Here is a 22191-nt window from a genome sequence, read left to right as displayed (position 1 = left end):
CAGGAAGGTCCTTCCCCGTCAGGCTCCTCCATCAACTGATGTCGATCACTTCACTGTCCGTGACGATCATATCGAGCGTCTGATCCGTGGGCTCCAATGGCAGAGCCTCCATTTCCTGCGCGCCATAGGCAAAGCCAATGGCCAGCGTGGCACGACGTCCGCGCAACTGCTCCAGCGTCCGGTCGTAAAATCCACCACCGTAGCCCAACCGCCCACCAGCGCGGGTGAAGGCGACAAGCGGCACGATCAGGATTTCCGGCTCAAGGAAGTCGTCGACCTCGGGCACGCGCGCACCAAATGGACCTTCACGCAGCGGCCTGTCAGGCGTCCATCGGGAAAAGGAGAGCGGTTTGCCGTCCCCCAGGATCACCGGCACTGCGACGGGACCATGCGCCGCGGCCTCCGCCATGGCGGGCAGCGGGTCAATCTCGGATCGGATGGGCATATAACCCGCCAGCGGCACGCCGCGATAACCAGCCAGCACAGACGACAACAGGCCAGAGGCACCGCCCGCATCCAGATCAAACGCCGCCTTGCGCGCCTCATACGCCTGCTTGCGTACAGCGGCCTTCTGCTCTGTCAGGGTCATCTGAAACCCTACAGCAACACGATGGCCGCAAGGCCGAGAAAGGCAAAGAAGCCAACGATGTCGGTCACGGTTGTCACAAAGGCACCCGAAGCCAGCGCCGGGTCGATGCCGATCCGGTCCAGCACAATGGGAATGCCCGTGCCCGCAAGCCCCGCCACCACCATGTTCACCACCATCGCCGCGGCGATGACATAGCCCAGCGCAGGTGAGCCGAACCAGATCACGCCCACAATGCCCATGACGACAGCGAAGACCGCGCCGTTGATCAGGCCCACCAGAACCTCGCGCCTGATCACACGCCAGACGTTTGCCCCGGTCAAATCCTTAGTCGCCAGCGCACGCACGGCCACGGTCAGCGATTGCGTGCCTGCATTCCCGCCCATCGACGCCACGATGGGCATCAACACGGCCAGTGCCACGATCTGCGCAATTGCCATCTCGAACTGGGCAATGACCAGCGATGCCAAGATAGACGTCACAAGGTTCACTGCCAGCCACGGCAACCTCCGCTTGGTGGTCTCTCGCACCCGGTCCGACAGGGCAGATTCCTCGCCCACACCGGCCAGACGCAGAATGTCTTCCTCGTGTTCCTCATCCAACACGGCCATGGCGTCATCAATGGTGATCAGACCAATCAACCGCCCCTCGTCATCGACCACCGGGGCCGAAATCAGGTGGTATTGATTGAACGCATAGGCCACGTCGCTTTCATCCTGACTGGCCGGGATGATCTGAAACGTCTCCTCCACCAGATCAGAGAGCAGCACCTCGCGCCGCGACCGCATCAGCTTGCCCAGCGTCACGTTGCCCACAGGGTGCAGGCGCGGATCGACCAGCACAATATGATAGAACTGATCGGGCAGGTCCGCTTCCTCGGCGCTACGCAGCCGGTCGATGGCCTCGCCCACGGTCCAGTGTTCCGGGGCCATGACGACCTCGCGCTGCATCAGACGCCCGGCAGAGTATTCGGGGAAGGCCAGCGACTGTTCGACCAGCGCCCGGTCCGTGTCTTCCAGCGCATCGAGGATCTGTTCCTGCTGGACGTCGTCCAGATCCTCGATCAGGTCGACCACGTCGTCGCTGTCCAGATCGCGCACGGCGTCGGCCAGGACGGTGGGCTTGAGAACGCCGATCACCTCTTCGCGGATCGACTCGTCCAGTTCCGACAGGATGTCGCCGTCAAATTCGCGGTCATAAAGACGGATCAGGCGGGATCGATCAAAGGCGTTGATCTGTTCCAGAAGGTCGGCAATGTCGGCCGCGTGCAGCGGTTCCATCAGCTTGGTCAGCTGGTCGCGGTCCTCGATATCAACGGCATAAAGGATCGCGGAAACGTCCTTGCGTTCAAGGACATAGGCGTTGTCGTCTGCGCCGGGTTCAGTCACGTCGGTCTGATCTGACATGGCGTGCGTCTCCCTTTGGCTGGCATCTCGCCAGACCATAGGGCGGCCCATGGGGGGTGACAATGGCCCGGTTTTCGCTTTGCGCTGTCTGCGCGGCCCCGGCATAAGACAGCCATGACAAAGACTCATCTTCTGACCGGCCACGTGCTGACCTTCGACGGCGACCCGTTTGCGCAGCCGTGGGCGGATGCGGTGCGTGTATTGGAAGACAGTGCCGTGCTGATTGAGGATGGGCGCATTGCGGCTGTGGGCAAGGATGCGCTGGCCAACGGGGCGGACGCCGAACGACACGACTATCCCGGCCACCTGATCTGCCCGGGCTTCATTGATGCCCACGCACACTACCCCCAAACGGCCATCATCGCCTCATGGGGCAAACGGCTGATCGACTGGCTCAACACCTACACCTTTCCCGAAGAGATGCGGTTCGGCGATCCGGATTACGCCAAGGCCACCGCAGACCGCTATCTGGACCTGCTTCTGGATCACGGCACGACCTCAGTGGCAAGTTTCTGCACCATCCATCCCACCAGCGTCGAAGCCCTTTTCGAAGCGGCGGCCTCACGTAACATGGCCGTCGTCGCAGGCAAGACCTGCATGGACCGCAACGCCCCCGACGGGCTGCGGGACAGCGCGCAATCGGCCTATGACGACAGCAAGGCGCTGCTGCAGAAGTGGCACGGTCGGGACCGCGCCCGCTACGCCATCACGCCCCGCTTCTCCCCCACTTCGACCGAAGATCAGTTGGCCGCGCTTGGCGCGCTTTGGGCCGAACATCCAGACGCGCTGATGCAGACACATCTCAGCGAACAGGTGGACGAAATCGCATGGGTCCGCGACCTCTACCCCGACACGCGGGACTATCTGGACACCTACGAAAAACATGGGCTTCTGGGGGCACGTGGCCTCTATGGCCACGCCATCCATCTGGAGGCCCGTGAGATTGACCGCCTGCGCGACGTGGGCGCGGGCGTCGTGCATTGCCCCACATCCAACACGTACATCGGCTCGGGCCTCTTTGACCTGATGGGCCTGACGGGGCGCGGCATACCTGCGGGCCTTGCCACCGACACAGGGGGCGGGTCGTCCTTTTCCATGCTGCGGTCCATGGCCGCGGCGTATGAGATCGCGCAACTGCGCGGCGTCGCCGTCCATGCGGCCCAACTCCTTTGGCTCGCGACGGCAGGGTCCGCCCGTGTGCTGCACCGCGGGGACGAGATTGGCAGCATCACCCCCGGCCTAGATGCGGATATCTGCGTGCTCGATCTCGCCTCCACCCCCGCCATCGCGCAGCGCCACGCGCGGGCCGAGGATATTTGGGATGCCGTGTTCCCGACCATCATGATGGGCGATGACCGCGCCGTCGCAGATGTTTGGATTGCAGGCGCACGGCGCACCTAGCAGGGCGCTGCCAGCACCATCACCCACAGATTGCCCGGCGCTTGGGCCAACCCCACCGCTTCAGCCCTGCGATGCAGGATGTTGCGCCTATGCCCACGCGACGCCATCCACCCGGCCATCACTTCGGTCAGGTCACGCTGGCCTGCCGCGATATTCTCGGCCCCAAAGCAAAAACGGTATCCAGCCCGCGTCAATCGCTGCCCGATGTCAGACCCATCTGATCCGGTATGATCAAAGAACCCGGCTTGTGCCATGTCCTGCGCATGAGCGCGGGCCGCAGCCTCAAGCGCGCTGTCGTAGATCAACGGCGCTCGGTTCTGGGCGGCGCGCTCAGCATTGACGGCTGCCAAAACAGCGGGATCAGCAGACACCACGCCCGCCCAAAGGACGGTTGCGAAGACAGCTACGAACCGCATCATGCGCCCTCGCTCAACGCCAAAGCCATTGCATTCTGCCGCTGAATGGCTGCGCTCAGGTCAAAGGTCGCCACATGCCCGTCGCGGACAACCTGCCGACCCTCAACAAACAGATCCCGCACGGTCGTAGGCCCTGCAAGCAGCAACGCCGCAGGGTCCCAGCTTCCGGCTGCCTCGATCCCACTGACATCCCAGATCGCCACATCGGCGCGGGTCCCGACAGCCAGACGCCCGCAGTCCGCACGGCCCAGTATGTCGGCTCCGCCCCGCGTCGCAATCTCCAGCGCTTCCATGGCGCTCATCGCATCGGCCCCTCGGGACACACGCTGCAACAACATCGCCTGCCGGGCCTCGGCCACCAGATTGCCCGCGTCGTTGCTGGCCGATCCGTCGACACCAAGGCCCACCGGCACACCTGCATCCCGCATGGCGCGCACGGGCGCGATGCCAGACCCGAGGCGACAATTCGAACAGGGACAATGGGCTACGCCAGTGCCAGTGCGGGCAAACAAATCAATCTCTGACGCATCCAGCTTTACACAATGGGCATGCCAGACGTCGCTACCGACCCATCCCAGATCCTCGGCATATTGCCCCGGTCTGCAGCCAAACTGCGCCAGTGAATACGCGATATCCTCGTCATTCTCCGCCAAATGGGTGTGCATCATCACGCCCTTGTCGCGGGCCAACACAGCCGCCTCGCGCATCAGATCCCGACTGACCGAGAACGGAGAACACGGCGCGACACCGACGCGAACCATCGCGCCGGGGCTTGGATCGTGAAACGCGTCCACAACCCGCACCATGTCGGTCAGAATGTCCGCTTCGTGCTCGACCAGACTGTCGGGCGGCAATCCACCGTCACTTTCGCCAATGCTCATCGCACCGCGCGTCGGATGAAAGCGCAGCCCGACCTCAGCCGCCGCAGCGATGGTGTCTTCAAGACGCGTGCCGTTTGGATACAGGTACAAATGATCCGACGACAACGTGCAACCAGACAGGGCCAATTCGGCCAGGCCAATCTGGGCCGACACGAACATATGCTCCGGCGTAAACCGGGCCCAGATTGGATACAACGTTTGCAACCACCCAAACAGCAGCGCGTTCTGCGCCGCAGGCACAGCGCGGGTGAGCGTCTGGTAAAGATGGTGATGCGTGTTGACGAGGCCCGGTGTGACAACACAGGCGCTTGCGTCTATGACCTCGCCCGAGGTGTGCAAGTCCGGCCCGATGTCTGCAATCTGCCCATCGCGCAGCAGCACATCGACATCGCGCAGGATGCGCCGATCATCGTCCATGCTCACCACGTAAGACGCGGCACGGATCAGCGTCTCGGTCACAGATGGTCCGCCAAGATATCGAGCGCCGCACGATGCACGTCCCGATGAGACGCCGCCACAACCCGGCCGCCCTCGTGCACGGGTCCGCCGGACCAGTCAGTGACGATGCCGCCCGCGCCTTCGATCAGCCCAATGGGGGCCTGGATGTCATAGCTGTTCAAACCCGCCTCGATCACCAGATCCACCTGGCCGGCTGCCACAAGGGCGTAGGCATAGCAGTCCATCCCGTACCGGACGAGCTTCACGCGCTGCGCCACCGCACCGAACGCATTACGTTCCGAGGCAGTGCCGACCTCGGGAAATGTGGTGAACAGCACGGCCGCGTCCAGATCCCGCGGTTGGCGCGTGACCAGTCCGCGTTCGCCTGAAGGGCCTCGCATCCATGCAGCGCCATCTGCGCCCCAGAACCGTTCACCGATATAGGGTTGGTCAATCATACCCATGATCGGACCATCTTCGCCCCCCACGGCAATCAGGACGCCCCATGTCGGTGTGCCCGCCACAAAGCCGCGTGTGCCGTCGATGGGATCAAGAACCCATGTCAGCCCGCTTGAGCCGGATTGAGCGCCATACTCTTCGCCAAGAATCGCGTCATCCGGGCGGCGCTTGGCCAACACGGCCCGCATCGCCTGCTCGGCGGCGCGGTCGGCGATTGTAACCGGATCATAGCCATCAGAGGCTTTGTTCTCGTCATCAAGATCGCGCGTGCGAAAATGGGGCAGGATCGCCGCGCGGGCCGCCTCCGCCATTGCATGCGCTACATCGATCAGTTCGGGAATGAGACTTTTCATATGAATCGGGTGCCAGACTGGCACCCGTGACGCAAGTACAGACTGTCAGGTCGTGATCAGGCGACGTCGCTGAGGACGCGGGCCAGTTCGAACAGACGGCGGCGCTGGTTTTCGGGGATCGCGTAATAGGTACGCACCAGTTCCATCGCTTCCTTGTCGCTCAGCATGTCCGGAGGCACATTGCCTTCCGTCGCCGCCTGGCTCAGGTCTTCCTTCAGCCCTTCGAAGAAGAACGCAACCGGCACACCCATCGCTTCACCGATGTCCCAAAGGCGCGATGCGCTGACACGGTTTGCACCCGTTTCGTACTTCTGGATTTGCTGAAATTTGATACCGACCATGTCAGCCAGTTTTTGCTGAGTCATCCCAATCAGCCACCGGCGTTGTCTGATACGTTTGCCGACATGAACGTCTACCAAATGTGCCATGGTGATCCCAACCTAATTATTACAAATGCACTCTCGCAGCGTGATCGTCAGAGGGCTTTTCTGCCGTACAGCCAGAGCGCGTTCTATAACCATACGCTGCATGTAGGTTGTTTTCAACGAATTCCACCCGCTGAACGTGAATTGCGCGCGCTCCGCTCTCCCATTGGACGCAAGCGCTGCGGCGCATCTTCTGTCGGACCGCCCGCTATGTGAAAAGACATAAAGTCGTCGCGGTGCAACTTTGTCCGGTCGCTTCAACACGTTACGCGATAAAATGACACCTCTTACACCACCCTTAATTGTATACCCTCGCACGCTTTTTCGAAGAAAATTAAGACTTTAGTAGTCAGATACGACGCAGCGAACGGCGCGTATCATGCGCTGAAATCCGCTCAAACGGGCGATGTTCGAGGGATTTTACAGGGTCGAAACAGCGCGAAGTGCCACCGTATCCGTCGCGTGAAAGGCCCGCCTCAAGAATCCGACGAGGGCGTCATGCACCTCGTTCACGGCGCCGCCTGCTCCGTACAGGTTGATGCTGTGCATGGGCAGTTCGGGCAGCGCCCCGCCATGTTCAATGCGGTCCAGATGCGGCGGCTCGGTGCCCTCGATCATGGTGTGCACGGCCAGATCCGCGCTGACTGTCGCCTCGATCGTGCGATCACTTTCTGTTTCAACAACCACATCCCAAGGAATGCCAGCGGTGTCCAATTGCTCAATCACGCGCGGACGGAATGTGCACTGACGCCCGAAGGCCAGTTTCAATGGCCGTTGCCGCCACGCCGACCCGCCAGGCGCGCCGACCCAGCACAAAGGCTTGGTGCACAATTGCTCGCCACCGCTGTCGATCCCGGTTTCGGTGGTCAGGATGATATCGCACGCGCCTTTGGCAAATTCCGCTTTCAGACGCCGGGTGTATGAACTGTCGAGTTGCACCTTCACGCGCGGAAACGCGGCATGAAATTGCTTCAGCACACGCGGAATGGCCGGATAGACGATATCATGCGGCACGCCCAGGGTGATCTCACCTTCATAGGCCTGATCGGTCAGCCGCGTGATCACCTCGTCATTCAAGGCCACCATGCGCCGGGCGTAGACCAACAACTGCTCTCCCGATGCTGTCAACGCAATGGTGCGCCCGGATCGGTCGAACAGATCAAGGCCCAGCAACTCTTCGAGCCGCTTCAGCTGCATCGATACCGCCGACTGTGTGAGGTGCAGAAAACCTGCGGCCCGCGTGACGCCACCGCTCTCTGCGACGGCAACGAACGACCGAAGTGTCGTAATGTCCAAATTTCTCACATCACACTCCTTGATGCATCATATCAAAAACATTCGCTTTAAGAATGTGTCATGATCCGTCATATACATCAAGAACTTTGATGAAACCCGATAGAACCATCATACGATAGAAAGGACGCCCCATGGCTTTCACCGACATCACACACCGCCACGTCGCACCCCAACCCGCAGCACGGCGCACTTTCTCGCTGCGCACCCTGTTTGACGTATGGCGCTCGCGGCGTGCGCTGGCCCGTCTTGATGCCCGAGCCCTCAACGACATCGGCTTGAATACAGAACGCGCAGCCCGCGAAAGCGCGAAACCCATCTGGGATGTGCCCGCCAACTGGCGCGACTGAACAATCCCCACCCGGTGTGCGGCATTTATGACAAAAACGGTCGGAATGTCGCACCCTGAGGGTGGGAAACCCTCTAAAAAGCCTTGAACGACAGGGGATTTGACCCAATATTTGATCCAACGCGGGCGGAAATCCGCGATCGATGGATCACCCATCGGAACTGGTATCAATTTGGAGGTCAATCATGGCTGAGTTGAATACGATCCGGTCCGCGGCCGGTACACGCGCCGCCCAGATCGACGCGGGCCTTCGTGCCCATATGAATAAAGTCTACGGCACAATGTCCGTGGGCATGCTGATCACCGCACTGGCCGCTTGGGCCATTGCGGGTCTTGCCGTCACATCCGATCCGGCAGGGGCCACCGTCGCGCTGCGCGAAGGCACATACCTGACGGGCCTTGGCACGTTGCTCTACACCACGCCTCTGCGCTGGGTTGTGATGTTCGCACCGCTGGCCTTCCTGCTGTTCGGCTGGGGCGCGCTGATGCGTCGTGGCTCTGCCGCCACCGTGCAACTGGGCTTCTTCATCTTCGCCGCCGTCATGGGCGTGTCGATGAGTTCGATCTTCCTGGTCTTTACGCCCTACTCGATCACGCAGACCTTCCTGGTCACAGCGATCGCCTTCGCGGGTCTCAGCCTTTATGGCTACACCACGAAGAAGGACCTGTCCGGCATGGGCACCTTCCTGATGATGGGTGTGATCGGCCTGATCGTGGCGATGATCATCAACATCTTCCTGCAATCGCCTGCAATGATGTTCGCGATCTCCGCCATCGGCGTTCTGATCTTTGCCGGTCTGACCGCGTTCTACACGCAGGACATCAAGAACACCTACGTGGCGCATGCGTCCCACGGCGATCAGGAATGGCTGGACAAGGCCGCAATCGACGGCGCGCTCAGCCTCTATATCGCGTTCCTGAACATGTTCCAGTTCCTGCTCATGTTCATGGGTCAGCAGGAATAGCCTGCACCGCATCGACTATCCAAAGGCCGGTCCTCAGTGACCGGCCTTTTTCGTTTCAACGGAGGTCTCGATGACAGTCATCAAACGCGGCACGGCACGCATGGACAAAGGCGGAGCCGAGGGCACCCTGGGACCTTACACCGCCGAATTGCTCAGTGACACGGGCGGCCTCACGCAGTTCGGAGCGTTTGTTGAAACGCTGCCACCCGGTTCTGTCTCATCCCACAACCATTGGCACACGACCGAGGACGAGATGATCCTCATGCTCTCCGGCACACTCACATTGACCGAGGACGGCACCGAAACCACGCTTGTCGCAGGGGACGCCGCGACATGGGCCGCGGGCACGCCGGTCGGCCACAACCTGCGCAACGATAGCGACGCAGACGCCCGCTATGTTGTCATCGGCACGCGCGTGGCACATGACCGCGTCACCTACCCCACGCTGGACCGCGTCTTGATCTACGACCGGACCAACGACATCCGCCGTTACGAAACGCTGGACGGCCAGCCCAGCACCAAGCCGGAATAGATCCTCACAGATCGCGCAACATCCGCACCGACGGAAAGGTGATGCCGCCTGCCAGCGGCACGTCGATTGGGCCAACCTCTGTGAACCCGACAGCCGTGTAAAACGGAACCGCGGTGCGCGTGGCCCAGCACTCCATGCGCGTGACACCTGCGTCTTGAGCCTTGGCAAACGCATGGGTCATCAACAGCCGACCCACACCACGCCGCAGCGCCCGGTCGTCCGTCACCACATGGCGGATATGGCCCAGCGCCGGATCGGCCTTGTCCCGCGTCCAGCCACCTGCGCCAAGGATCGCGCCACCCTCCTCCACCACGTAATACGTCCCGCACACCAGCAACTCGGGCCGCGCACGGCTGATGATGGGCAACGCCGTGACCAGCACCGAGGGCGGATAATCCGCCTTCAGCAACTTCGGATAGGTCCGCGCCAACAGCGCATCCACAGCGGCCATGTCAGCCTTGGTGCTGGGACGTATCCGCATCACAGCTTTCTCCGACGGCAAGTTGGGATCATCATTCATCGTATACACCAGATCGTAAATGTAGCTTTTGTCGCCCTTCGCGGTGACCCACATGCCTGCGGGCGGCAAAATGCCTTGCGCCGCGACCGGCACCTCCCACGTCCGCCCCACCAGCGCACCGGTGTCGGGGTCGCGCATCACCCACCCCAACCCGCTTTCTTTGTGCACGCACAGATCGGGGCGGTCCGCACGCCGGAAACGCGCATCATCGCCCGGGACGGGGTCAAACCGGTACTCAAGCCCGTCTGATCGGCGCGTCAGGGCGAACACGGCCATGGGGTCATCTCCATACAACGAAAAAGGCCGCGTCCCGGTGGGCGCGGCCTTTGTCATCTCGAAGGGTGGGCGATCTTACTTGATCTTGCCTTCCTTGTATTCGACATGCTTGCGCGCCACGGGATCGTACTTCCGTACGACCATCTTTTCGGTCATGGTGCGTGCGTTTTTCTTGGTCACATAGAAGTGGCCAGTGCCTGCGGTCGAGTTCAGGCGGATCTTGATCGTGGTTGGCTTGGCCATCTGCTGTCTCCTGCATCGCCAGATAAGCCATATAGGCCCGCTGACGGGAAATTCGTATGAACCGCGCTTTTACCTGCGCCCTGCCCCGAGTCAACCCCATCCACTTCGTGTTCAGCACCCAAATTCATCATTTGCAGCGCGGGCCGGAATTCTGCCAAATCAAACAGGCCAGCCCCTGCAGAAAGTTCAATTCTCTGTGCCGATCGTTCAGGCGGCTGGACAGTTGGCACAGCCCGTGTCCAACCTGATGCCATGTTGGACCCGCTCAGCGATATTCTCACGCGGCTGACCCTCAACGGTACGCTCTATTTCCGGACGGCATTCACGCCGCCATGGGGCATTGCCGTGCCTGCATACGAGAATGTCGCCCGGTTCCACTTTGCCCACCGCGGGGACTGCCGCGTTCGCATATGCTCGACCGACACGACGGTCACTGTGGCCCAAGGCGATCTGATCATCATTCCGCACGGGGCGGCACATGACCTGATCTGCGGACGACACCCGCACAGCGCCGTCCTGCCGCTCGATACCGTTCTGGAACGGTCCGGCTACAACGGCCGCGGTGTTCTGGTCTATGGCGGGGATGCGGATGATCACGAAACACAGCTGATCTGCGGGCATTTTTCGCTCGCGCCGCGGGCGTCGCACATGCTGTTTGACCAGCTGCCCGATTACATCCTGATCCGGAACTACGGCGAACATGCAGGGCGCTGGATGGACACATCCCTGCGCCTGATCGCGGATGAAGTGGGCCAAGACCGGTTCGGCGGTGATCTCATCGCGCAGAAGATCTCCGAAATCCTCTTTGTTCAGGCATTGCGCACGTTCATCGAAACAGATGCGGCAGCCCGCGTCGGCCTTGCCGGATTTGCAGACCCGCATATTTCCCGCGCTCTGGCAGCCTTCCACCGCGATCCAGGCATCACGTGGACGGTCGAAGGTCTCGCCCGCGCGGCCGGCCAATCGCGCACCGGGTTCGCCATGCACTTTTCCAGAACGATGGGGCTTGCCCCGATGGAATATGTGACCCGCTGGCGCATCCAGATTGCCCAACAGGATCTGATCGCGCGCACAAAGCCCATCACCGATATCGCCCGCGACGTGGGCTATGCCTCGGATTCGGCGTTCGCGCGGGTGTTCAAACGGGAAACAGGTCAAAGCCCGGCGGCGTTTCGGAACGACCACAGCCCAACGCGCGCCCTCGAACACACATCGTTCTGAACTCTGAACGATCAGTAAAAACCACTGAACGCCCTGAAATAGAAAACGGTCCGCGCAGTGGGCACATTCCTTTCATCACAGCGGCCACAGGTCGCGCAGATTGGAAAGGAACCAACATGTCTCTGCGTTTCGTGAGCAAGGAAATACACGCCTATCTCGACTATCCGGTCGCCATCGGCCTCATCGCGATGCCTAGCCTTCTGGGTCTTGGTCAGTCGCACCCGCTGGCCTTCTGGCTGTCGGTTGTGACGGGCATCGCCGCGTTTGTGCTGACGGTGCTGACAGACCATCATCTGGGGCTGTTCCGTGTCCTGCCTTACACGTTTCACCTCGCGGTGGATGGCGCTGTCGGAGCCACATTCCTGATCGCACCCTTTTTGCTCGGGTTCTCAGGGCTGGACGCGGCCTATTACTGGGGTCTGGGCGCCACCGTCGCTTTGGTCGTTTCGCTGCACAAAGGTGAAACGGCAGCACCCGGACTGCTTTAAGCGGCCACGCCCACCGCACTCCCTCCTCCAAGACACCCCTCACGTCTTGGCGCGGACCCACCGCGTCAATCCAACCGGGCTGTGCCCGATCACCCTCGAAACGAAAGGAAAATCCATGTTTCGCACTCTCACTCTCGCTTCCATCATGGCCTGCGCGGCCGCATTCTCGCTGGCCTCTGGCGCCATGGCTGCCGACGAATACAACGTGTCGACCGGCCTGACCGGCGCGGGCGCTCCGCTTGGCCTGCACGGCGTCGATCCAGTGGCGTTTATCGCCTCCGGTGATCCGGTGGTCGGCGCAGCGCAGCACACAATTGTGCATGACGGCGTGGCCTACCGCTTTGCCACCGCAGAAAACGGCGCGACGTTCAAAGCCGACCCGGCCGCGTATCTGCCCCAGAACGGTGGGTTCTGCACCTTCGGCGTCTCGGTCGGCAAGAAGTTTGACGGCGATCCGGACTATGCCGCGGTCATCGACGACAAGCTCTATGTCTTCCTGAACGAAGACATCTTCAAAGCCTTCAACGAGGACCGCACCGGCGTCATCGCCAAGGCGGCAACAAACTGGTCAGACATCCGCAGCACAGCGGTCGAAGACCTCTGACCGATCCGGTGATGCACAAGAACGGAACAGGCAAGCGGCACCCCGCTTGCCTGTTCTGGCACGGAGTGATGCGCGTGGAGAGGCTGTAAGCCGGATTCTGTCTAGGGCGGTTGCCCGCCCCGAGATGACCATTCCTCTTGAGATGCTGTTGCCAACACCCCTCTAGCTGCCAACCCGGACCTGCTGGGGCAAAAGCATCCCCGGACTGTTGCCAGCCCACGCGGTCCCTATTTGGCATTGCTCCCGGTAGGGCTTGCCATGCCGTCCCGGTTGCCCGGTCCGCGGTGGGCTCTTACCCCACCTTTTCACCTTGACCCTGCATGCAAGGCCGTCTGATTTCTGTGGCGCTGTCCGTCGGGTTGCCCCGCCCGGGCGTTACCCGGCACCGTTGCTTCCTGGAGTCCGGACTTTCCTCTCAGGGTATTGGCGCCAGCCAATGCCCCTAAGCGGCCATCCGCCCCTCCACGCCGGACGCGCATACGCGTGTGGGCCCGGCGGCGTCAATGGGCATTGATGCACGGATTGCACATGCCGGAGCCTCCGGCGGTGGTATTTTCAGTCAGAAGAAACGGATGGGGCACTAGGCCCAACGTGCCGCATGCCCAAGGGGTGTGTAGTCCTGCGGGTCCAGTGGCCCGGTTTCGAACGGTCGGTATCTCAGACGTACCGCTGCAAGCAAAGTGTCCGGGTCAACATCAGCTGTGTACCCGGCCTGTTTCGCGACCTGAGCAAAACCTTGGGGGGTTGGATCGGACGGGCCGATGTCGTGGCCGCGTCGTCCCGCAAGCCCCTGCGCCTCCAGCCGCGCCCAATCGAACCGGGGGCCGGGATCGAACTTGCGCCCCGGCGCCATGTCCGAATGGCCGATGACATTCTCAGGCGGGATATTCCATGCCGACAGAATGCCGGTCAGCAGGTGCTCAAGGCTGTGCATCAATGGCTCCGCAAAGGGCGTCTGCCCGTCATTGTCCAATTCGATGCCGATGGAGCGCGAATTGATGTCGGTCAGACCGCGCCACTCGCCCGCCCCGGCATGCCACGCGCGCAGCCCCTCGGGAACAAGTTGTGTCACCCGCCCGCTTTTGCAGATCACGTAATGCGCCGACACGTCCGAAGCGGGATCGCAAAGCCGCTCTATGGCGGCATCCGCCGTCGCCATGGCCGTGTAGTGCAACACCACAAAACGCGGCGTCAATCCATCGCGCCGCAGCCCGCAATTCGGGGACGGATGCGCGTGCCTTTGGATCAGTTGCCGGCCGCCCGACGGAACGGGGCCGGGTCCCAGTTGCAGGCATAGCCGTCGCCATCGGGGTCCAGACCACGGCGATCCCGCTCGGGTCCGCCACGGGACAGGAAGTCGATCTGCGCCTCGTCGGCAGAACTGTAGACCGCGCAATTGCGCTGGAATTTCGAGGCCGACGCAACGTTGAAGCGCCGATGCACCCGCGTGCCCTTGGGGTGACGGGTCTGCAGGGCGTATTGTACGACATTGGGCTGCGTGCTGCCTGTGCGCGACGGCAGGGCCGTGGGCTGCACAACCTGATATTGCTGCCGGTTCGATTGAATACGGGCCGCATCGCTTTCGATGGACTCGCGCGATGCCACAGCGTCGAAATTGTTCTCGTCCGAGATGCCGGGATTGTTCAGGATCACGGGGGCCGCGTTTGACGGGCTGGCATTCACCACCTGTTGCCCCGAATTGGCCTGCGCTGCGGCGGCATCATTCTGTGCCGCAATCTGCGCCAGTTCCGCATCAAGCCCCGCCGGATTCGACACCGCACGGGGGGTCGCACCGGCAGTTGGCGTCGTGCCACCGACAGGCTGCGCACCCGAGGGCGGCAGGGATTGCGCCTGCACACCCGGTGCAGCGCCCACCGTGGGCGCGGCCAGTTCGGCTTCGCGCGCGTCGCGGGCGGCCAACGTATTGGGGTTGTCAAAGCCCACGCCGCGCCCGGGATCGACAAAACCACCCGGATTGCTGTCAGGGATCACAGGCTGGCACGCGGCCAGACCGACAACGGCGCCCAGCACCAGAAAACTGCGGAAACTTATCATCTGCTCTACCCTTTTTGGGTTTGGTCGGCACCGATTACCACCATTTCGCAGGTTTTGCCACAAACCCGGCCCGCGCCTCCAGCGCATAAGCGGTGTTCAGCAAATCACCCTCTTCCCATGGGCGGCCAATGAGCTGCAGACCCAGCGGCAGCCCGTTCGCATCCGTCCCCGCGGGGACAGCAATGCCCGGCAGACCCGCCATGTTCACAGTCACGGTGAACACGTCGTTCAGATACATCTGCACCGGATCATCCGACGCCTCGCCCAGCCCAAAGGCGGCAGACGGCGTCGCAGGCGTCAGGATCGCGTCAATGCCCTGGGCAAACACATCCTCAAAGTCCTTCTTGATCAGCGTCCGCACCTTGCGGGCACGGTTGTAATAGGCGTCATAGAACCCCGCCGACAGCACATACGTGCCGATCATGACCCGACGCTTCACCTCATCGCCAAAGCCTTCGGCGCGGGTCTTTTCATACATCTCGGTGATGCCATCGCCTTGGGCAAGCGTCGCCCGGTGGCCATAGCGCACCCCGTCATAGCGGGCGAGGTTCGAGGACGCCTCCGCCGGTGCAATCACGTAATAGGCAGGCAAAGCGTACTTGGTGTGCGGCAGTGAGATATCGACAATCTCCGCCCCCGCATCGGCCAGCATTTCACGGCCACGGGTCCAAAGCGTCTCGATCTCGTCCGGCATCCCGTCCATGCGGTACTCTTTCGGAATACCGATCTTCTTGCCCTTGATGTCGCCGGTCAGCATGGCCTCAAAATTCGGCACAGGCAGGTCCGCAGATGTCGAATCCTTCGGGTCATGGCTGCACATCGTTTCCAGCATGATCGCCGCATCGCGCACCGACTTGGTCATCGGTCCCGCCTGATCCAGCGAGGACGCAAACGCCACCACACCCCAGCGCGAACAACGCCCATAGGTCGGCTTGATGCCGGTGATGCCGGTAAAGGCCGCAGGCTGGCGGATCGACCCGCCTGTATCGGTGCCCGTTGCCGCCAGACACAGGTCCGCCGCCACAGCGGACGCAGACCCGCCCGACGACCCGCCCGGCGTCAACGCCGCCTCATCATTGCCACGCCGCCAAGGGTTCACGGCATTGCCATAAACGGACGTCTCGTTCGACGACCCCATGGCAAACTCGTCCATGTTCAGCTTGCCCAGCATGACGGCACCCGCATCCAGCAGATTGCCGCTCACGGTGCTCTCATACTCGGGCAGGAACCCCTCAAGAATGCGGCTCCCGGCCTGAGACGGCACACCCTTGGTGCAGAACAGATCCTTGATGCCAATCGGCAAGCCGCACATGTCCGGCGCATCGCCTGCCTTGATGCGCACATCCGCCGCTTTGGCCTGATCGCGCGCAATCTCTGGCGTGTTGTGGACGAACGCATTGAGCGCCCCCGCCCCCTCAATCTCGGTCAGGCACGCCTCGGTCAACTCGACGGACGTCACGTCGCCCGCACGCAGCGCATCACGGGCCTCTGCCAGCCCCAGCTTGTTCAATTCAGCCATTACTCAACCACCTTCGGCACCGCAAAGAACCCCTCACGCGCATCGGGCGCATTGGCCAGCACCTTGTCCTGCTGCCCGCCATCGGTCACCACATCGGCGCGGCGCTTCAGGCGCTGCGGGGTCACGGATGTCATCGGCTCCACGCCCTCGACATCCACTTCGCTCAACTGCTCGATGAAGCCCAGAATGGTGTTGAATTCGGACGCAAGGGCGGGAAGCTGATCTTCCTCAACCTTGATCCGGGCCAGTTTCGCCACACGGGCGGCGGTGCTTTGATCGATGGACATGACATTCCTCGTGGTCTCGTCAGATCGGGCAATAGCGAAGCCATGCCCCACCTTCAAGCCTTGGCCCTTGCCGCGCGCCCCCATCTGCCACAGATTTGAGCAAATGGCGGGGAGCGCACCATGAAACTGAAACTGCATCACGTGAACCTTGTGACCGACAACGTGCAGCGGATGGATGCGTTCTACCGCGACGTGCTGGGGCTGACCCGCGAAACCGATGGCCTGCCCACGCTTGAGAAAAACAAGGGCTACGCAGGCGACGTGGCCTTTGTGACGGACGGCGATATCCAGACGCATCTGGCACAAAAGGACCCGCTGGCCGGCTTCCGCTCAGGGCAGATGGTCAACCCGGTCAGCCACGGGCACATCGCCTATCGCACCGACGATCTCGATGCCTTCAAGGCGCATCTCGACGCGCAAAACATCCCATATGCTGACTGGGGCAACCAAGCGGTCGAAGGCTGGCACCAGATCTTCTTCTACGACCCAGACGGCAACGTCATCGAAGTACATCAAGTCTCTGACGACACATAGCGGCGATACACCTCAATCATCCACCCCAACATGAGGCCATTCAGAATGTGCCACAGGAAATGCGTGCCAAGGGGAAGTTGCGCGCACAGCGTCTCGTCCACCGACCGGGCCGTCAGCGACACCAACAGGATCACAGCCCCGATGACAAAGCCACGCGCCAATGCTGGCGCACGCCGCCACAACAGCCCGGCATAGATCAGGATCAGAACAGGCACCGGCACATACCCCGCCGACACGCCCAGCACGGGCAGGCCCTGAAACAGCGGCACCGTCAGCACGGCATAGGGAAAGAACAGGGCCGTCGCCCCCAGCGCCCAAACGGTCCGCATCCCCCACACATCCCGGTTGATCGCAAAGATATAGAGCAGAATGAACCCGGCAATCGGCGCCACATCCGCAATCGCGGACCAGACCTGCGCATGGGTGTGAAACAGGTAACTGCCCAATCCAATGACACCCAACACCAGCGACAGCGCCCGCGCCATCGGCACACCCACACTGCGCCGCCACATCCAGACCGCGGCAATGACAAAGGCGACGTTCGTCACGGCATTCACAGGCTCGGCCCAGTACCCCGGCCCCATCCGTTCGCAATACCCGTCAATCTCGCGCAACAATTCCATGTGGCCCGACCTACGGCACTTGGCATTCAGGTCAAGATACAGGGAATGCCAAAGCAGTTATACGCTATAACCAAATTGAATTCTCTTGGCCAAAAATATCCCGGGGGTTTGGGGGCAGAGCCCCCATCAAAGCGGAATCGTGTCGCGTCAGCGCCCGCAAAGCAACGCACGTTGCGTTAACCCCAGCCTCAGCGCCCGTTGGGGGTGCACAGGGGGTGTACGGATGGTGCACGGGGGGTGACACCCTGCCATACGCTCTTAAACTCAATGAACATTGGGTAAATCAGGCGGCGAATCGCATCCGCCTTCCCCGTTTCAAAAAAGTCCCCACCGAAGGCTCCCGCGCCCTCGAACATGCGCTACACTCGGTCAAAAGGGAGGACATCATGAACATCATCTGGCTCGGCCACGGCAGCTTTCGCATCGAGATCGGGGACCAGATCCTGCTGATCGACCCGTGGCTGTCAGGCAACCCCATGCTGCCCGAGGACCGCGTCCCCGAGGCCATCGCGGATGCCACGCAAATCCTCGTCACCCACGGCCATTTCGACCACACGCAAGACGTCGCAAAGTTGAGCAAAGACAAAGACTTGCCGGTCTCAGGCATGTACGAACTGGCCCAATATCTCTACAGTCAGGGCGCGACCGAAGGGCACGCCTACAACAGGGGCGGCACCGTGACATTCGGCGATGTGAGCGTCACGCTTGTGCCCGCCTCGCATTCATCGTCCATCGTCGTGGACGGGCGGGGCGTGTATATGGGTCAGGAATGCGGGTTCATCATCCGGGGCGAAGACAAGACGATCTACCATTCCGGGGACACCGCCATCATGGCCGACATGCAATGGATCGGCGACGTCTACAGGCCTGATATCGGTATCTTGTCGGCAGGTGGCTACTTCACCATGGACATGGCCGGCGCCGCCTACGCCGCCCGCCACTACTTCCACTTCGGCACCGTAATCCCCTGTCATTACAAGACTTTTCCCATCCTCGAACAGTCAGCCAAGGTGCTGCGTGACGGCCTGCCGGGCGTCAAGGTGATCGAACCCGAAGTGTTGGACCCCATCGCGCTCTAGCAGCACCGGAACGGATCGTCCCCCACGGCGTTACCCCCCGAACGCGACAAGCACGAGGGGCAATTCATGGCTGTCATCACGATCTTCGGCGCATCCGGCGCCACCGGTTTGCACGCCTGTGCTCAGGCTCTTGAGGCCGGTCATACCGTGCGTGCCGCCGACCACGACGGTGACCATCCATTGCAGGGCCGAGACGATTTCACTGTCCACCAAGCCGATGTGCTCAAAGACGATCTGACCGCGTTGGTCGACGGCGCAGATGCTGTCCTGTCCTGCCTTGGCGTGGGCAACGACCTTGGCACCCTCGCCTCGCCCCCGCCCTTGTATTCAAGGGGCACGGACCGCATCTGCGACGCGATGGAGCCGGCAGGATGCAAGCGTCTGATCGTCATCTCTGCCAGCTTCGTCGAAGAAAAGAACCGCGGCCCGATCTGGTTCAAACTGCCCGCCATGACCGGCCTGATCCGCGTCTTCGAACAGATGGCCGAAATGGAGGCGAACTTGCACAAACGCACCAACCTCGACTGGACCGCTGTGCGCGCCGGCTGGCTGATGGAGGGTGACATCACCCGCGACTACACCGTGCAGGCCAACGTCATCCCGGAAGACATGGTGCGTACACGTCACGCCGACCTCGCTCACTTCATGCTGCATCTGGCCGAAGGCAAAGACTGGCTGCACCAGACGCCTGCACTTGCGCGCCCCGAGGATGCGTCGGCCACCTCGCCCGCTGCCGTGGCGCGAGATATGGTTGCCTGAACAACGACTTATCAGCGCCGCGCAGTGAAAAAGCCGCGCAGCAACGCCTCCGCCTCTTGCGCACCGATGCCGTCATAGACCTCGGGCGCATGGTGCGCCTGAGGGTGCGAAAACACGCGCGCGCCATGTGCCACCCCACCGGATTTCGGATCGGATGCACCATAATAAACACGTGCAATCCGGGCTGCCGCAATCGCCGCCGCACACATCGCACACGGCTCCAGTGTCACATAGAGATCGTGGCCCACCAAACGCTCTGACACTCCAGCGGCGCAGGCCGCGCGGATGGCCAGCATCTCCGCATGCGCGGTTGGGTCTGATAACTCGCGCGTCCGGTTTCCCGACTGCGCCACGACCTGTCCCCGCGGGGACACCACCACCGCGCCCACAGGCACCTCGCCACGTGCACCCGCGGCCCGCGCCTCCTCCAGCGCCTGCTCCATGAACGACCGAAACTCCATGGCCATTCCCTGCCACGCCGCTTGCTTGCCTTGCAACCCACCGCTATGGCCTGCGCATGACTGAAAGCACACCCAAAGGCGACCGCATCGCCAAGGTTCTGGCCCGCGCGGGCATCGCCAGCCGTCGCGGCGCCGAAGAGATCATCACCGCAGGCCGCGTGTCCGTGAATGGCAAGCGGATCGACAGCCCCGCGCTGAATGTAACGGATGCGGACAAGATCAGCGTCGACGGAAAACCGCTGCAGGCGCCCGAGCCGGAACGGCTGTGGCTTTATCACAAACCTACGGGTCTGGTGACGACCACAAAGGACGAACAGGGGCGCAAGACCATCTTCGACGCGCTCCCCGATGATCTGCCACGCGTGATGACCGTTGGTCGGCTTGACCTCAATTCCGAAGGATTGCTGCTGCTGACCAATGATGGCGGCATCAAGCGCAAGCTCGAACTCCCGTCGACCGGATGGATGCGCCGCTACAGGGTGCGGGTCAACGGGCGGCCCACCGACCCGCAGCTTGACCCCCTGCGCAAGGGCGTAACCATTGAAGGCGAGCGTTTCCAGCCGATGCAGGTCACGCTGGACCGTCAACAGGGCGCAAACGCCTGGCTCACCATTGGCCTGCGCGAGGGCAAGAACCGCGAAATCCGGCGCGCCATGGACAGCATCGGGTTGTCGGTGAACCGTTTGATCCGCATCAGCTACGGCCCGTTTCAGTTGGGTGAGTTGAAGCAAGGAGCCGTCGAAGAAGTGCGGCGCCGTATCATGCGCGATCAATTGGGGCTTGATCCCGAGCCGCCCACCGGCACGGCGAAACCCAAGGGCAAACCCAAACGCACCCGAAAACCGCGTTAAGCCGCGGCAGCTTACGCATCCGTATTTGATCAAAATCGGCAGAAATTCCCCTTGCGCCCGCCAATTGCGCGCCACACCTCTGATGCACGAACGGAACACGGCGCGCCCCTAGTGCTGCATCCGCAAACGAGCTATATGTCCGAAAGCCAACGGGGACTTACGGGATGGAGCCTACAGCTTTTCAAAAGATCGCATTCGCGGTGCTGATTGCGCTGATGTTCGGCGTGACCACCGGCCTGCTCGGAGGGCTTTGACACAATGGCAAAACGTTTCGGCGGAAAATACAGCCCGGATCCCACCGACGTACCAACGACAGGCGATCGTCCTGCCTTTGACAAGGCTCACGTCGATCCGGTGGGCGCGCGTGCGAACATCATGTTCATCCCCGCCATTCCAATGGTCTTTCTGGCCCTGAACGACGGGGCCACTGGCCTTGTGACCGCGCTTGTTTCCGCTGCATTCCTGACCGGCGGTGCATTTCTGCTGCGTGAGGGCCTCAAGGCCGAAGCGGCGTTCAACGCCCGCAAGGTTGCGCGCAGGCCCGCCCTGCCCCGCAAGACCATCGCGGCGTTCCTTGTGGGCTTCGGCATCACGCTGGCCGCCTACAGGTCAGAGCCGGGGATCATTGCACCGCTGCTTTTTGGCCTTGCCGCCTTTGGTCTGCATCTTGCGGCCTTCGGGATTGATCCGCTGAAGTCCAAAGGCCTCGAAGGGGTCGACAGTTTCCAACAGGACCGGGTGGCCCGCGTCGTCGATGGGGCCGAAGAGTTACTGACCGAGATGCGCAACGCCATGAAACGGGCCGAAGACCGCAAGATGGAATTACGGCTGGACCAGTTCCAAACCACCGTCCGCGACCTGATCCAGACGGTCGAGGAAGACCCCCGCGACCTGACCGCCGCCCGCAAATATCTGGGCGTCTATCTGATCGGCGCACGCGACGCGACGATCAAGTTCGCCGACATCTATGGCCGCAGCCGCGACACGCAGGCCCGCTCCGATTACGCGTCACTTCTCGATGATCTCGAAGAGAACTTTGCCGCGCGCACCCGCAAATTGCTCACCGAGGATCGCACCGACCTCACCATTGAAATAGACGTGCTGCGCGACCGTTTGCAGCGCGAAGGCGTGCGCGTGTCGCCCGCCGATGACGTCCAACAGTAAGGG

The 22191-nt window shown here is 61.9% G+C and carries 27 protein-coding genes and 1 other RNA gene; 12 read left to right on the top strand and 16 right to left on the bottom strand.

The window, feature by feature from the left end:
* Positions 1–31 precede the first annotated feature (31 nt).
* Both Q1A32_RS18300 and mgtE read right to left on the bottom strand, forming a co-directional pair.
* Complete coding sequence (locus Q1A32_RS18300) at positions 32–589, bottom strand: 5-formyltetrahydrofolate cyclo-ligase (protein ID WP_299656395.1); 558 nt, start codon at positions 587–589, stop codon at positions 32–34.
* 8 nt (positions 590–597) lie between these two features.
* Positions 598–1992, bottom strand: coding sequence for a magnesium transporter (gene mgtE, locus Q1A32_RS18295; RefSeq protein WP_299656392.1), 1395 nt, complete (start codon positions 1990–1992; stop codon positions 598–600).
* A 114-nt stretch (positions 1993–2106) separates the two neighbouring features.
* Between mgtE and guaD the strand changes: the two genes are divergently transcribed.
* The gene (guaD, locus tag Q1A32_RS18290; protein ID WP_299656388.1) at positions 2107–3393 is read left to right on the top strand and encodes a guanine deaminase; all 1287 of its coding nucleotides are present in this window, start codon (positions 2107–2109) and stop codon (positions 3391–3393) included.
* On the opposite strand, the gene Q1A32_RS18285 is transcribed toward guaD, so the two are convergent.
* From Q1A32_RS18285 to Q1A32_RS18265, 5 genes are all read right to left on the bottom strand, one after another.
* Positions 3390–3812 carry a CAP domain-containing protein gene (locus Q1A32_RS18285; protein ID WP_299656385.1) on the bottom strand — a complete coding sequence of 141 codons (423 nt, stop codon included), beginning with the start codon at positions 3810–3812 and terminating at the stop codon, positions 3390–3392. The two genes, guaD and Q1A32_RS18285, sit on opposite strands and share 4 nt — an antisense overlap.
* Entirely contained in the window at positions 3809–5149 is a 1341-nt protein-coding gene (locus tag Q1A32_RS18280) for an 8-oxoguanine deaminase (RefSeq protein ID WP_299656382.1), read from the bottom strand. The genes Q1A32_RS18285 and Q1A32_RS18280 overlap by 4 nt, the downstream gene beginning before the upstream one ends.
* Positions 5146–5940, bottom strand: a complete 795-nt coding sequence (hisN, locus tag Q1A32_RS18275) for a histidinol-phosphatase (protein ID WP_299656379.1) — start codon at positions 5938–5940, stop codon at positions 5146–5148. Before hisN ends, Q1A32_RS18280 begins: the two co-directional genes overlap by 4 nt.
* A 56-nt stretch (positions 5941–5996) precedes the next feature.
* Positions 5997–6368: a helix-turn-helix domain-containing protein gene (locus Q1A32_RS18270; protein WP_299615193.1), complete on the bottom strand. Its 372-nt coding sequence runs from the start codon at positions 6366–6368 to the stop codon at positions 5997–5999.
* Between the two features lie 417 nt (positions 6369–6785).
* On the bottom strand, positions 6786–7670 hold the full coding sequence (locus Q1A32_RS18265; protein WP_299615191.1) for a LysR family transcriptional regulator: 885 nt from the start codon (positions 7668–7670) through the stop codon (positions 6786–6788).
* A gap of 122 nt (positions 7671–7792) precedes the next feature.
* On the opposite strand from Q1A32_RS18265, the gene Q1A32_RS18260 reads away from it, so the two are divergent.
* The 3 genes from Q1A32_RS18260 (at position 7793) to Q1A32_RS18250 (ending at position 9504) form a co-directional block, all read left to right on the top strand.
* Positions 7793–8008, top strand: coding sequence for a DUF1127 domain-containing protein (locus tag Q1A32_RS18260; RefSeq protein WP_299656376.1), 216 nt, complete (start codon positions 7793–7795; stop codon positions 8006–8008).
* 184 nt (positions 8009–8192) lie between these two features.
* Positions 8193–8972, top strand: a complete 780-nt coding sequence (locus tag Q1A32_RS18255; RefSeq protein WP_299656373.1) for a Bax inhibitor-1/YccA family protein — start codon at positions 8193–8195, stop codon at positions 8970–8972.
* A 70-nt stretch (positions 8973–9042) separates the two neighbouring features.
* Positions 9043–9504: a cupin domain-containing protein gene (locus tag Q1A32_RS18250; protein ID WP_299656370.1), complete on the top strand. Its 462-nt coding sequence runs from the start codon at positions 9043–9045 to the stop codon at positions 9502–9504.
* A 4-nt stretch (positions 9505–9508) separates the two neighbouring features.
* Here Q1A32_RS18250 and Q1A32_RS18245 read toward each other — a convergent pair whose 3' ends face one another.
* Entirely contained in the window at positions 9509–10300 is a 792-nt protein-coding gene (locus Q1A32_RS18245; RefSeq protein WP_299656367.1) for a GNAT family N-acetyltransferase, read from the bottom strand.
* A gap of 75 nt (positions 10301–10375) precedes the next feature.
* Positions 10376–10543, bottom strand: a complete 168-nt coding sequence (gene rpmG / locus Q1A32_RS18240; RefSeq protein WP_039682682.1) for a 50S ribosomal protein L33 — start codon at positions 10541–10543, stop codon at positions 10376–10378.
* Between the two features lie 252 nt (positions 10544–10795).
* On the opposite strand from rpmG, the gene Q1A32_RS18235 reads away from it, so the two are divergent.
* From Q1A32_RS18235 to Q1A32_RS18225, 3 genes are all read left to right on the top strand, one after another.
* Entirely contained in the window at positions 10796–11764 is a 969-nt protein-coding gene (locus Q1A32_RS18235) for an AraC family transcriptional regulator (RefSeq protein WP_299656364.1), read from the top strand.
* A 116-nt stretch (positions 11765–11880) separates the two neighbouring features.
* The gene (locus tag Q1A32_RS18230; protein ID WP_299656361.1) at positions 11881–12252 is read left to right on the top strand and encodes a hypothetical protein; all 372 of its coding nucleotides are present in this window, start codon (positions 11881–11883) and stop codon (positions 12250–12252) included.
* A 115-nt stretch (positions 12253–12367) separates the two neighbouring features.
* Complete coding sequence (locus Q1A32_RS18225; RefSeq protein WP_299656358.1) at positions 12368–12856, top strand: YHS domain-containing (seleno)protein; 489 nt, start codon at positions 12368–12370, stop codon at positions 12854–12856.
* Between the two features lie 70 nt (positions 12857–12926).
* Here the strand turns inward: Q1A32_RS18225 and rnpB are convergent.
* From rnpB to gatC, 5 genes are all read right to left on the bottom strand, one after another.
* Positions 12927–13322, bottom strand: an RNA gene (gene rnpB / locus Q1A32_RS18220) — RNase P RNA component class A.
* Positions 13323–13436: 114 nt separating this feature from the next.
* On the bottom strand, positions 13437–14051 hold the full coding sequence (locus Q1A32_RS18215) for an N-acetylmuramoyl-L-alanine amidase (RefSeq protein WP_299656355.1): 615 nt from the start codon (positions 14049–14051) through the stop codon (positions 13437–13439).
* 50 nt (positions 14052–14101) lie between these two features.
* The gene (locus Q1A32_RS18210; RefSeq protein ID WP_299656352.1) at positions 14102–14911 is read right to left on the bottom strand and encodes a hypothetical protein; all 810 of its coding nucleotides are present in this window, start codon (positions 14909–14911) and stop codon (positions 14102–14104) included.
* 34 nt (positions 14912–14945) lie between these two features.
* Positions 14946–16430 (bottom strand): Asp-tRNA(Asn)/Glu-tRNA(Gln) amidotransferase subunit GatA, encoded by a 1485-nt coding sequence (gene gatA / locus Q1A32_RS18205; protein ID WP_299656350.1) that lies wholly within the window; start codon positions 16428–16430, stop codon positions 14946–14948.
* Positions 16430–16717, bottom strand: coding sequence for an Asp-tRNA(Asn)/Glu-tRNA(Gln) amidotransferase subunit GatC (gatC, locus tag Q1A32_RS18200; protein WP_299045669.1), 288 nt, complete (start codon positions 16715–16717; stop codon positions 16430–16432). The genes gatA and gatC overlap by 1 nt, the downstream gene beginning before the upstream one ends.
* A 120-nt stretch (positions 16718–16837) precedes the next feature.
* On the opposite strand from gatC, the gene Q1A32_RS18195 reads away from it, so the two are divergent.
* On the top strand, positions 16838–17251 hold the full coding sequence (locus Q1A32_RS18195; protein WP_299656347.1) for a VOC family protein: 414 nt from the start codon (positions 16838–16840) through the stop codon (positions 17249–17251).
* On the opposite strand, the gene Q1A32_RS18190 is transcribed toward Q1A32_RS18195, so the two are convergent.
* The gene (locus tag Q1A32_RS18190) at positions 17230–17874 is read right to left on the bottom strand and encodes a ceramidase domain-containing protein (RefSeq protein ID WP_299656344.1); all 645 of its coding nucleotides are present in this window, start codon (positions 17872–17874) and stop codon (positions 17230–17232) included. The genes Q1A32_RS18195 and Q1A32_RS18190 overlap by 22 nt on opposite strands.
* Before the next feature lie 386 nt (positions 17875–18260).
* Between Q1A32_RS18190 and Q1A32_RS18185 the strand changes: the two genes are divergently transcribed.
* Both Q1A32_RS18185 and Q1A32_RS18180 read left to right on the top strand, forming a co-directional pair.
* Positions 18261–18953, top strand: a complete 693-nt coding sequence (locus Q1A32_RS18185; RefSeq protein ID WP_299615161.1) for a metal-dependent hydrolase — start codon at positions 18261–18263, stop codon at positions 18951–18953.
* 66 nt (positions 18954–19019) lie between these two features.
* Positions 19020–19712, top strand: a complete 693-nt coding sequence (locus Q1A32_RS18180) for an NAD(P)-dependent oxidoreductase (protein ID WP_299656341.1) — start codon at positions 19020–19022, stop codon at positions 19710–19712.
* An 11-nt stretch (positions 19713–19723) separates the two neighbouring features.
* Here Q1A32_RS18180 and Q1A32_RS18175 read toward each other — a convergent pair whose 3' ends face one another.
* Positions 19724–20173, bottom strand: coding sequence for a nucleoside deaminase (locus Q1A32_RS18175; protein WP_299656338.1), 450 nt, complete (start codon positions 20171–20173; stop codon positions 19724–19726).
* Positions 20174–20229: 56 nt separating this feature from the next.
* Here Q1A32_RS18175 and Q1A32_RS18170 point away from each other — a divergent pair, with 56 nt between their 5' ends.
* Entirely contained in the window at positions 20230–21024 is a 795-nt protein-coding gene (locus Q1A32_RS18170) for a pseudouridine synthase (protein ID WP_299656336.1), read from the top strand.
* A 258-nt stretch (positions 21025–21282) separates the two neighbouring features.
* Positions 21283–22188: a 5-bromo-4-chloroindolyl phosphate hydrolysis family protein gene (locus tag Q1A32_RS18165; RefSeq protein WP_299656333.1), complete on the top strand. Its 906-nt coding sequence runs from the start codon at positions 21283–21285 to the stop codon at positions 22186–22188.
* Positions 22189–22191 lie beyond the last annotated feature (3 nt).

This window comes from uncultured Tateyamaria sp. (assembly GCF_947503415.1).
GTDB lineage: Bacteria > Pseudomonadota > Alphaproteobacteria > Rhodobacterales > Rhodobacteraceae > Tateyamaria.
This window is presented reverse-complemented; position numbering and strand designations above follow the sequence as displayed.

What these genes read in the sequence shown, in the direction of transcription:
- Q1A32_RS18195 (WP_299656347.1), top strand. Translation starts at nt 16,838, where the DNA reads ATGAAACTGAAACTGCATCACGTGAACCTTGTGACCGACAACGTGCAG.
- gatC (WP_299045669.1), bottom strand. Translation starts at nt 16,717, where the DNA reads ATGTCCATCGATCAAAGCACCGCCGCCCGTGTGGCGAAACTGGCCCGG.
- Q1A32_RS18260 (WP_299656376.1), top strand. Translation starts at nt 7,793, where the DNA reads ATGGCTTTCACCGACATCACACACCGCCACGTCGCACCCCAACCCGCA.
- Q1A32_RS18255 (WP_299656373.1), top strand. Translation starts at nt 8,193, where the DNA reads ATGGCTGAGTTGAATACGATCCGGTCCGCGGCCGGTACACGCGCCGCC.
- rpmG (WP_039682682.1), bottom strand. Translation starts at nt 10,543, where the DNA reads ATGGCCAAGCCAACCACGATCAAGATCCGCCTGAACTCGACCGCAGGC.
- Q1A32_RS18185 (WP_299615161.1), top strand. Translation starts at nt 18,261, where the DNA reads ATGAACATCATCTGGCTCGGCCACGGCAGCTTTCGCATCGAGATCGGG.
- Q1A32_RS18285 (WP_299656385.1), bottom strand. Translation starts at nt 3,812, where the DNA reads ATGATGCGGTTCGTAGCTGTCTTCGCAACCGTCCTTTGGGCGGGCGTG.
- mgtE (WP_299656392.1), bottom strand. Translation starts at nt 1,992, where the DNA reads ATGTCAGATCAGACCGACGTGACTGAACCCGGCGCAGACGACAACGCC.
- Q1A32_RS18230 (WP_299656361.1), top strand. Translation starts at nt 11,881, where the DNA reads ATGTCTCTGCGTTTCGTGAGCAAGGAAATACACGCCTATCTCGACTAT.
- Q1A32_RS18300 (WP_299656395.1), bottom strand. Translation starts at nt 589, where the DNA reads ATGACCCTGACAGAGCAGAAGGCCGCTGTACGCAAGCAGGCGTATGAG.
- Q1A32_RS18270 (WP_299615193.1), bottom strand. Translation starts at nt 6,368, where the DNA reads ATGGCACATTTGGTAGACGTTCATGTCGGCAAACGTATCAGACAACGC.
- Q1A32_RS18225 (WP_299656358.1), top strand. Translation starts at nt 12,368, where the DNA reads ATGTTTCGCACTCTCACTCTCGCTTCCATCATGGCCTGCGCGGCCGCA.
- Q1A32_RS18170 (WP_299656336.1), top strand. Translation starts at nt 20,230, where the DNA reads ATGACTGAAAGCACACCCAAAGGCGACCGCATCGCCAAGGTTCTGGCC.
- gatA (WP_299656350.1), bottom strand. Translation starts at nt 16,430, where the DNA reads ATGGCTGAATTGAACAAGCTGGGGCTGGCAGAGGCCCGTGATGCGCTG.
- Q1A32_RS18245 (WP_299656367.1), bottom strand. Translation starts at nt 10,300, where the DNA reads ATGGCCGTGTTCGCCCTGACGCGCCGATCAGACGGGCTTGAGTACCGG.
- Q1A32_RS18175 (WP_299656338.1), bottom strand. Translation starts at nt 20,173, where the DNA reads ATGGAGTTTCGGTCGTTCATGGAGCAGGCGCTGGAGGAGGCGCGGGCC.
- guaD (WP_299656388.1), top strand. Translation starts at nt 2,107, where the DNA reads ATGACAAAGACTCATCTTCTGACCGGCCACGTGCTGACCTTCGACGGC.
- Q1A32_RS18250 (WP_299656370.1), top strand. Translation starts at nt 9,043, where the DNA reads ATGACAGTCATCAAACGCGGCACGGCACGCATGGACAAAGGCGGAGCC.
- Q1A32_RS18235 (WP_299656364.1), top strand. Translation starts at nt 10,796, where the DNA reads ATGTTGGACCCGCTCAGCGATATTCTCACGCGGCTGACCCTCAACGGT.
- Q1A32_RS18180 (WP_299656341.1), top strand. Translation starts at nt 19,020, where the DNA reads ATGGCTGTCATCACGATCTTCGGCGCATCCGGCGCCACCGGTTTGCAC.
- Q1A32_RS18210 (WP_299656352.1), bottom strand. Translation starts at nt 14,911, where the DNA reads ATGATAAGTTTCCGCAGTTTTCTGGTGCTGGGCGCCGTTGTCGGTCTG.
- Q1A32_RS18165 (WP_299656333.1), top strand. Translation starts at nt 21,283, where the DNA reads ATGGCAAAACGTTTCGGCGGAAAATACAGCCCGGATCCCACCGACGTA.
- Q1A32_RS18190 (WP_299656344.1), bottom strand. Translation starts at nt 17,874, where the DNA reads ATGGAATTGTTGCGCGAGATTGACGGGTATTGCGAACGGATGGGGCCG.
- hisN (WP_299656379.1), bottom strand. Translation starts at nt 5,940, where the DNA reads ATGAAAAGTCTCATTCCCGAACTGATCGATGTAGCGCATGCAATGGCG.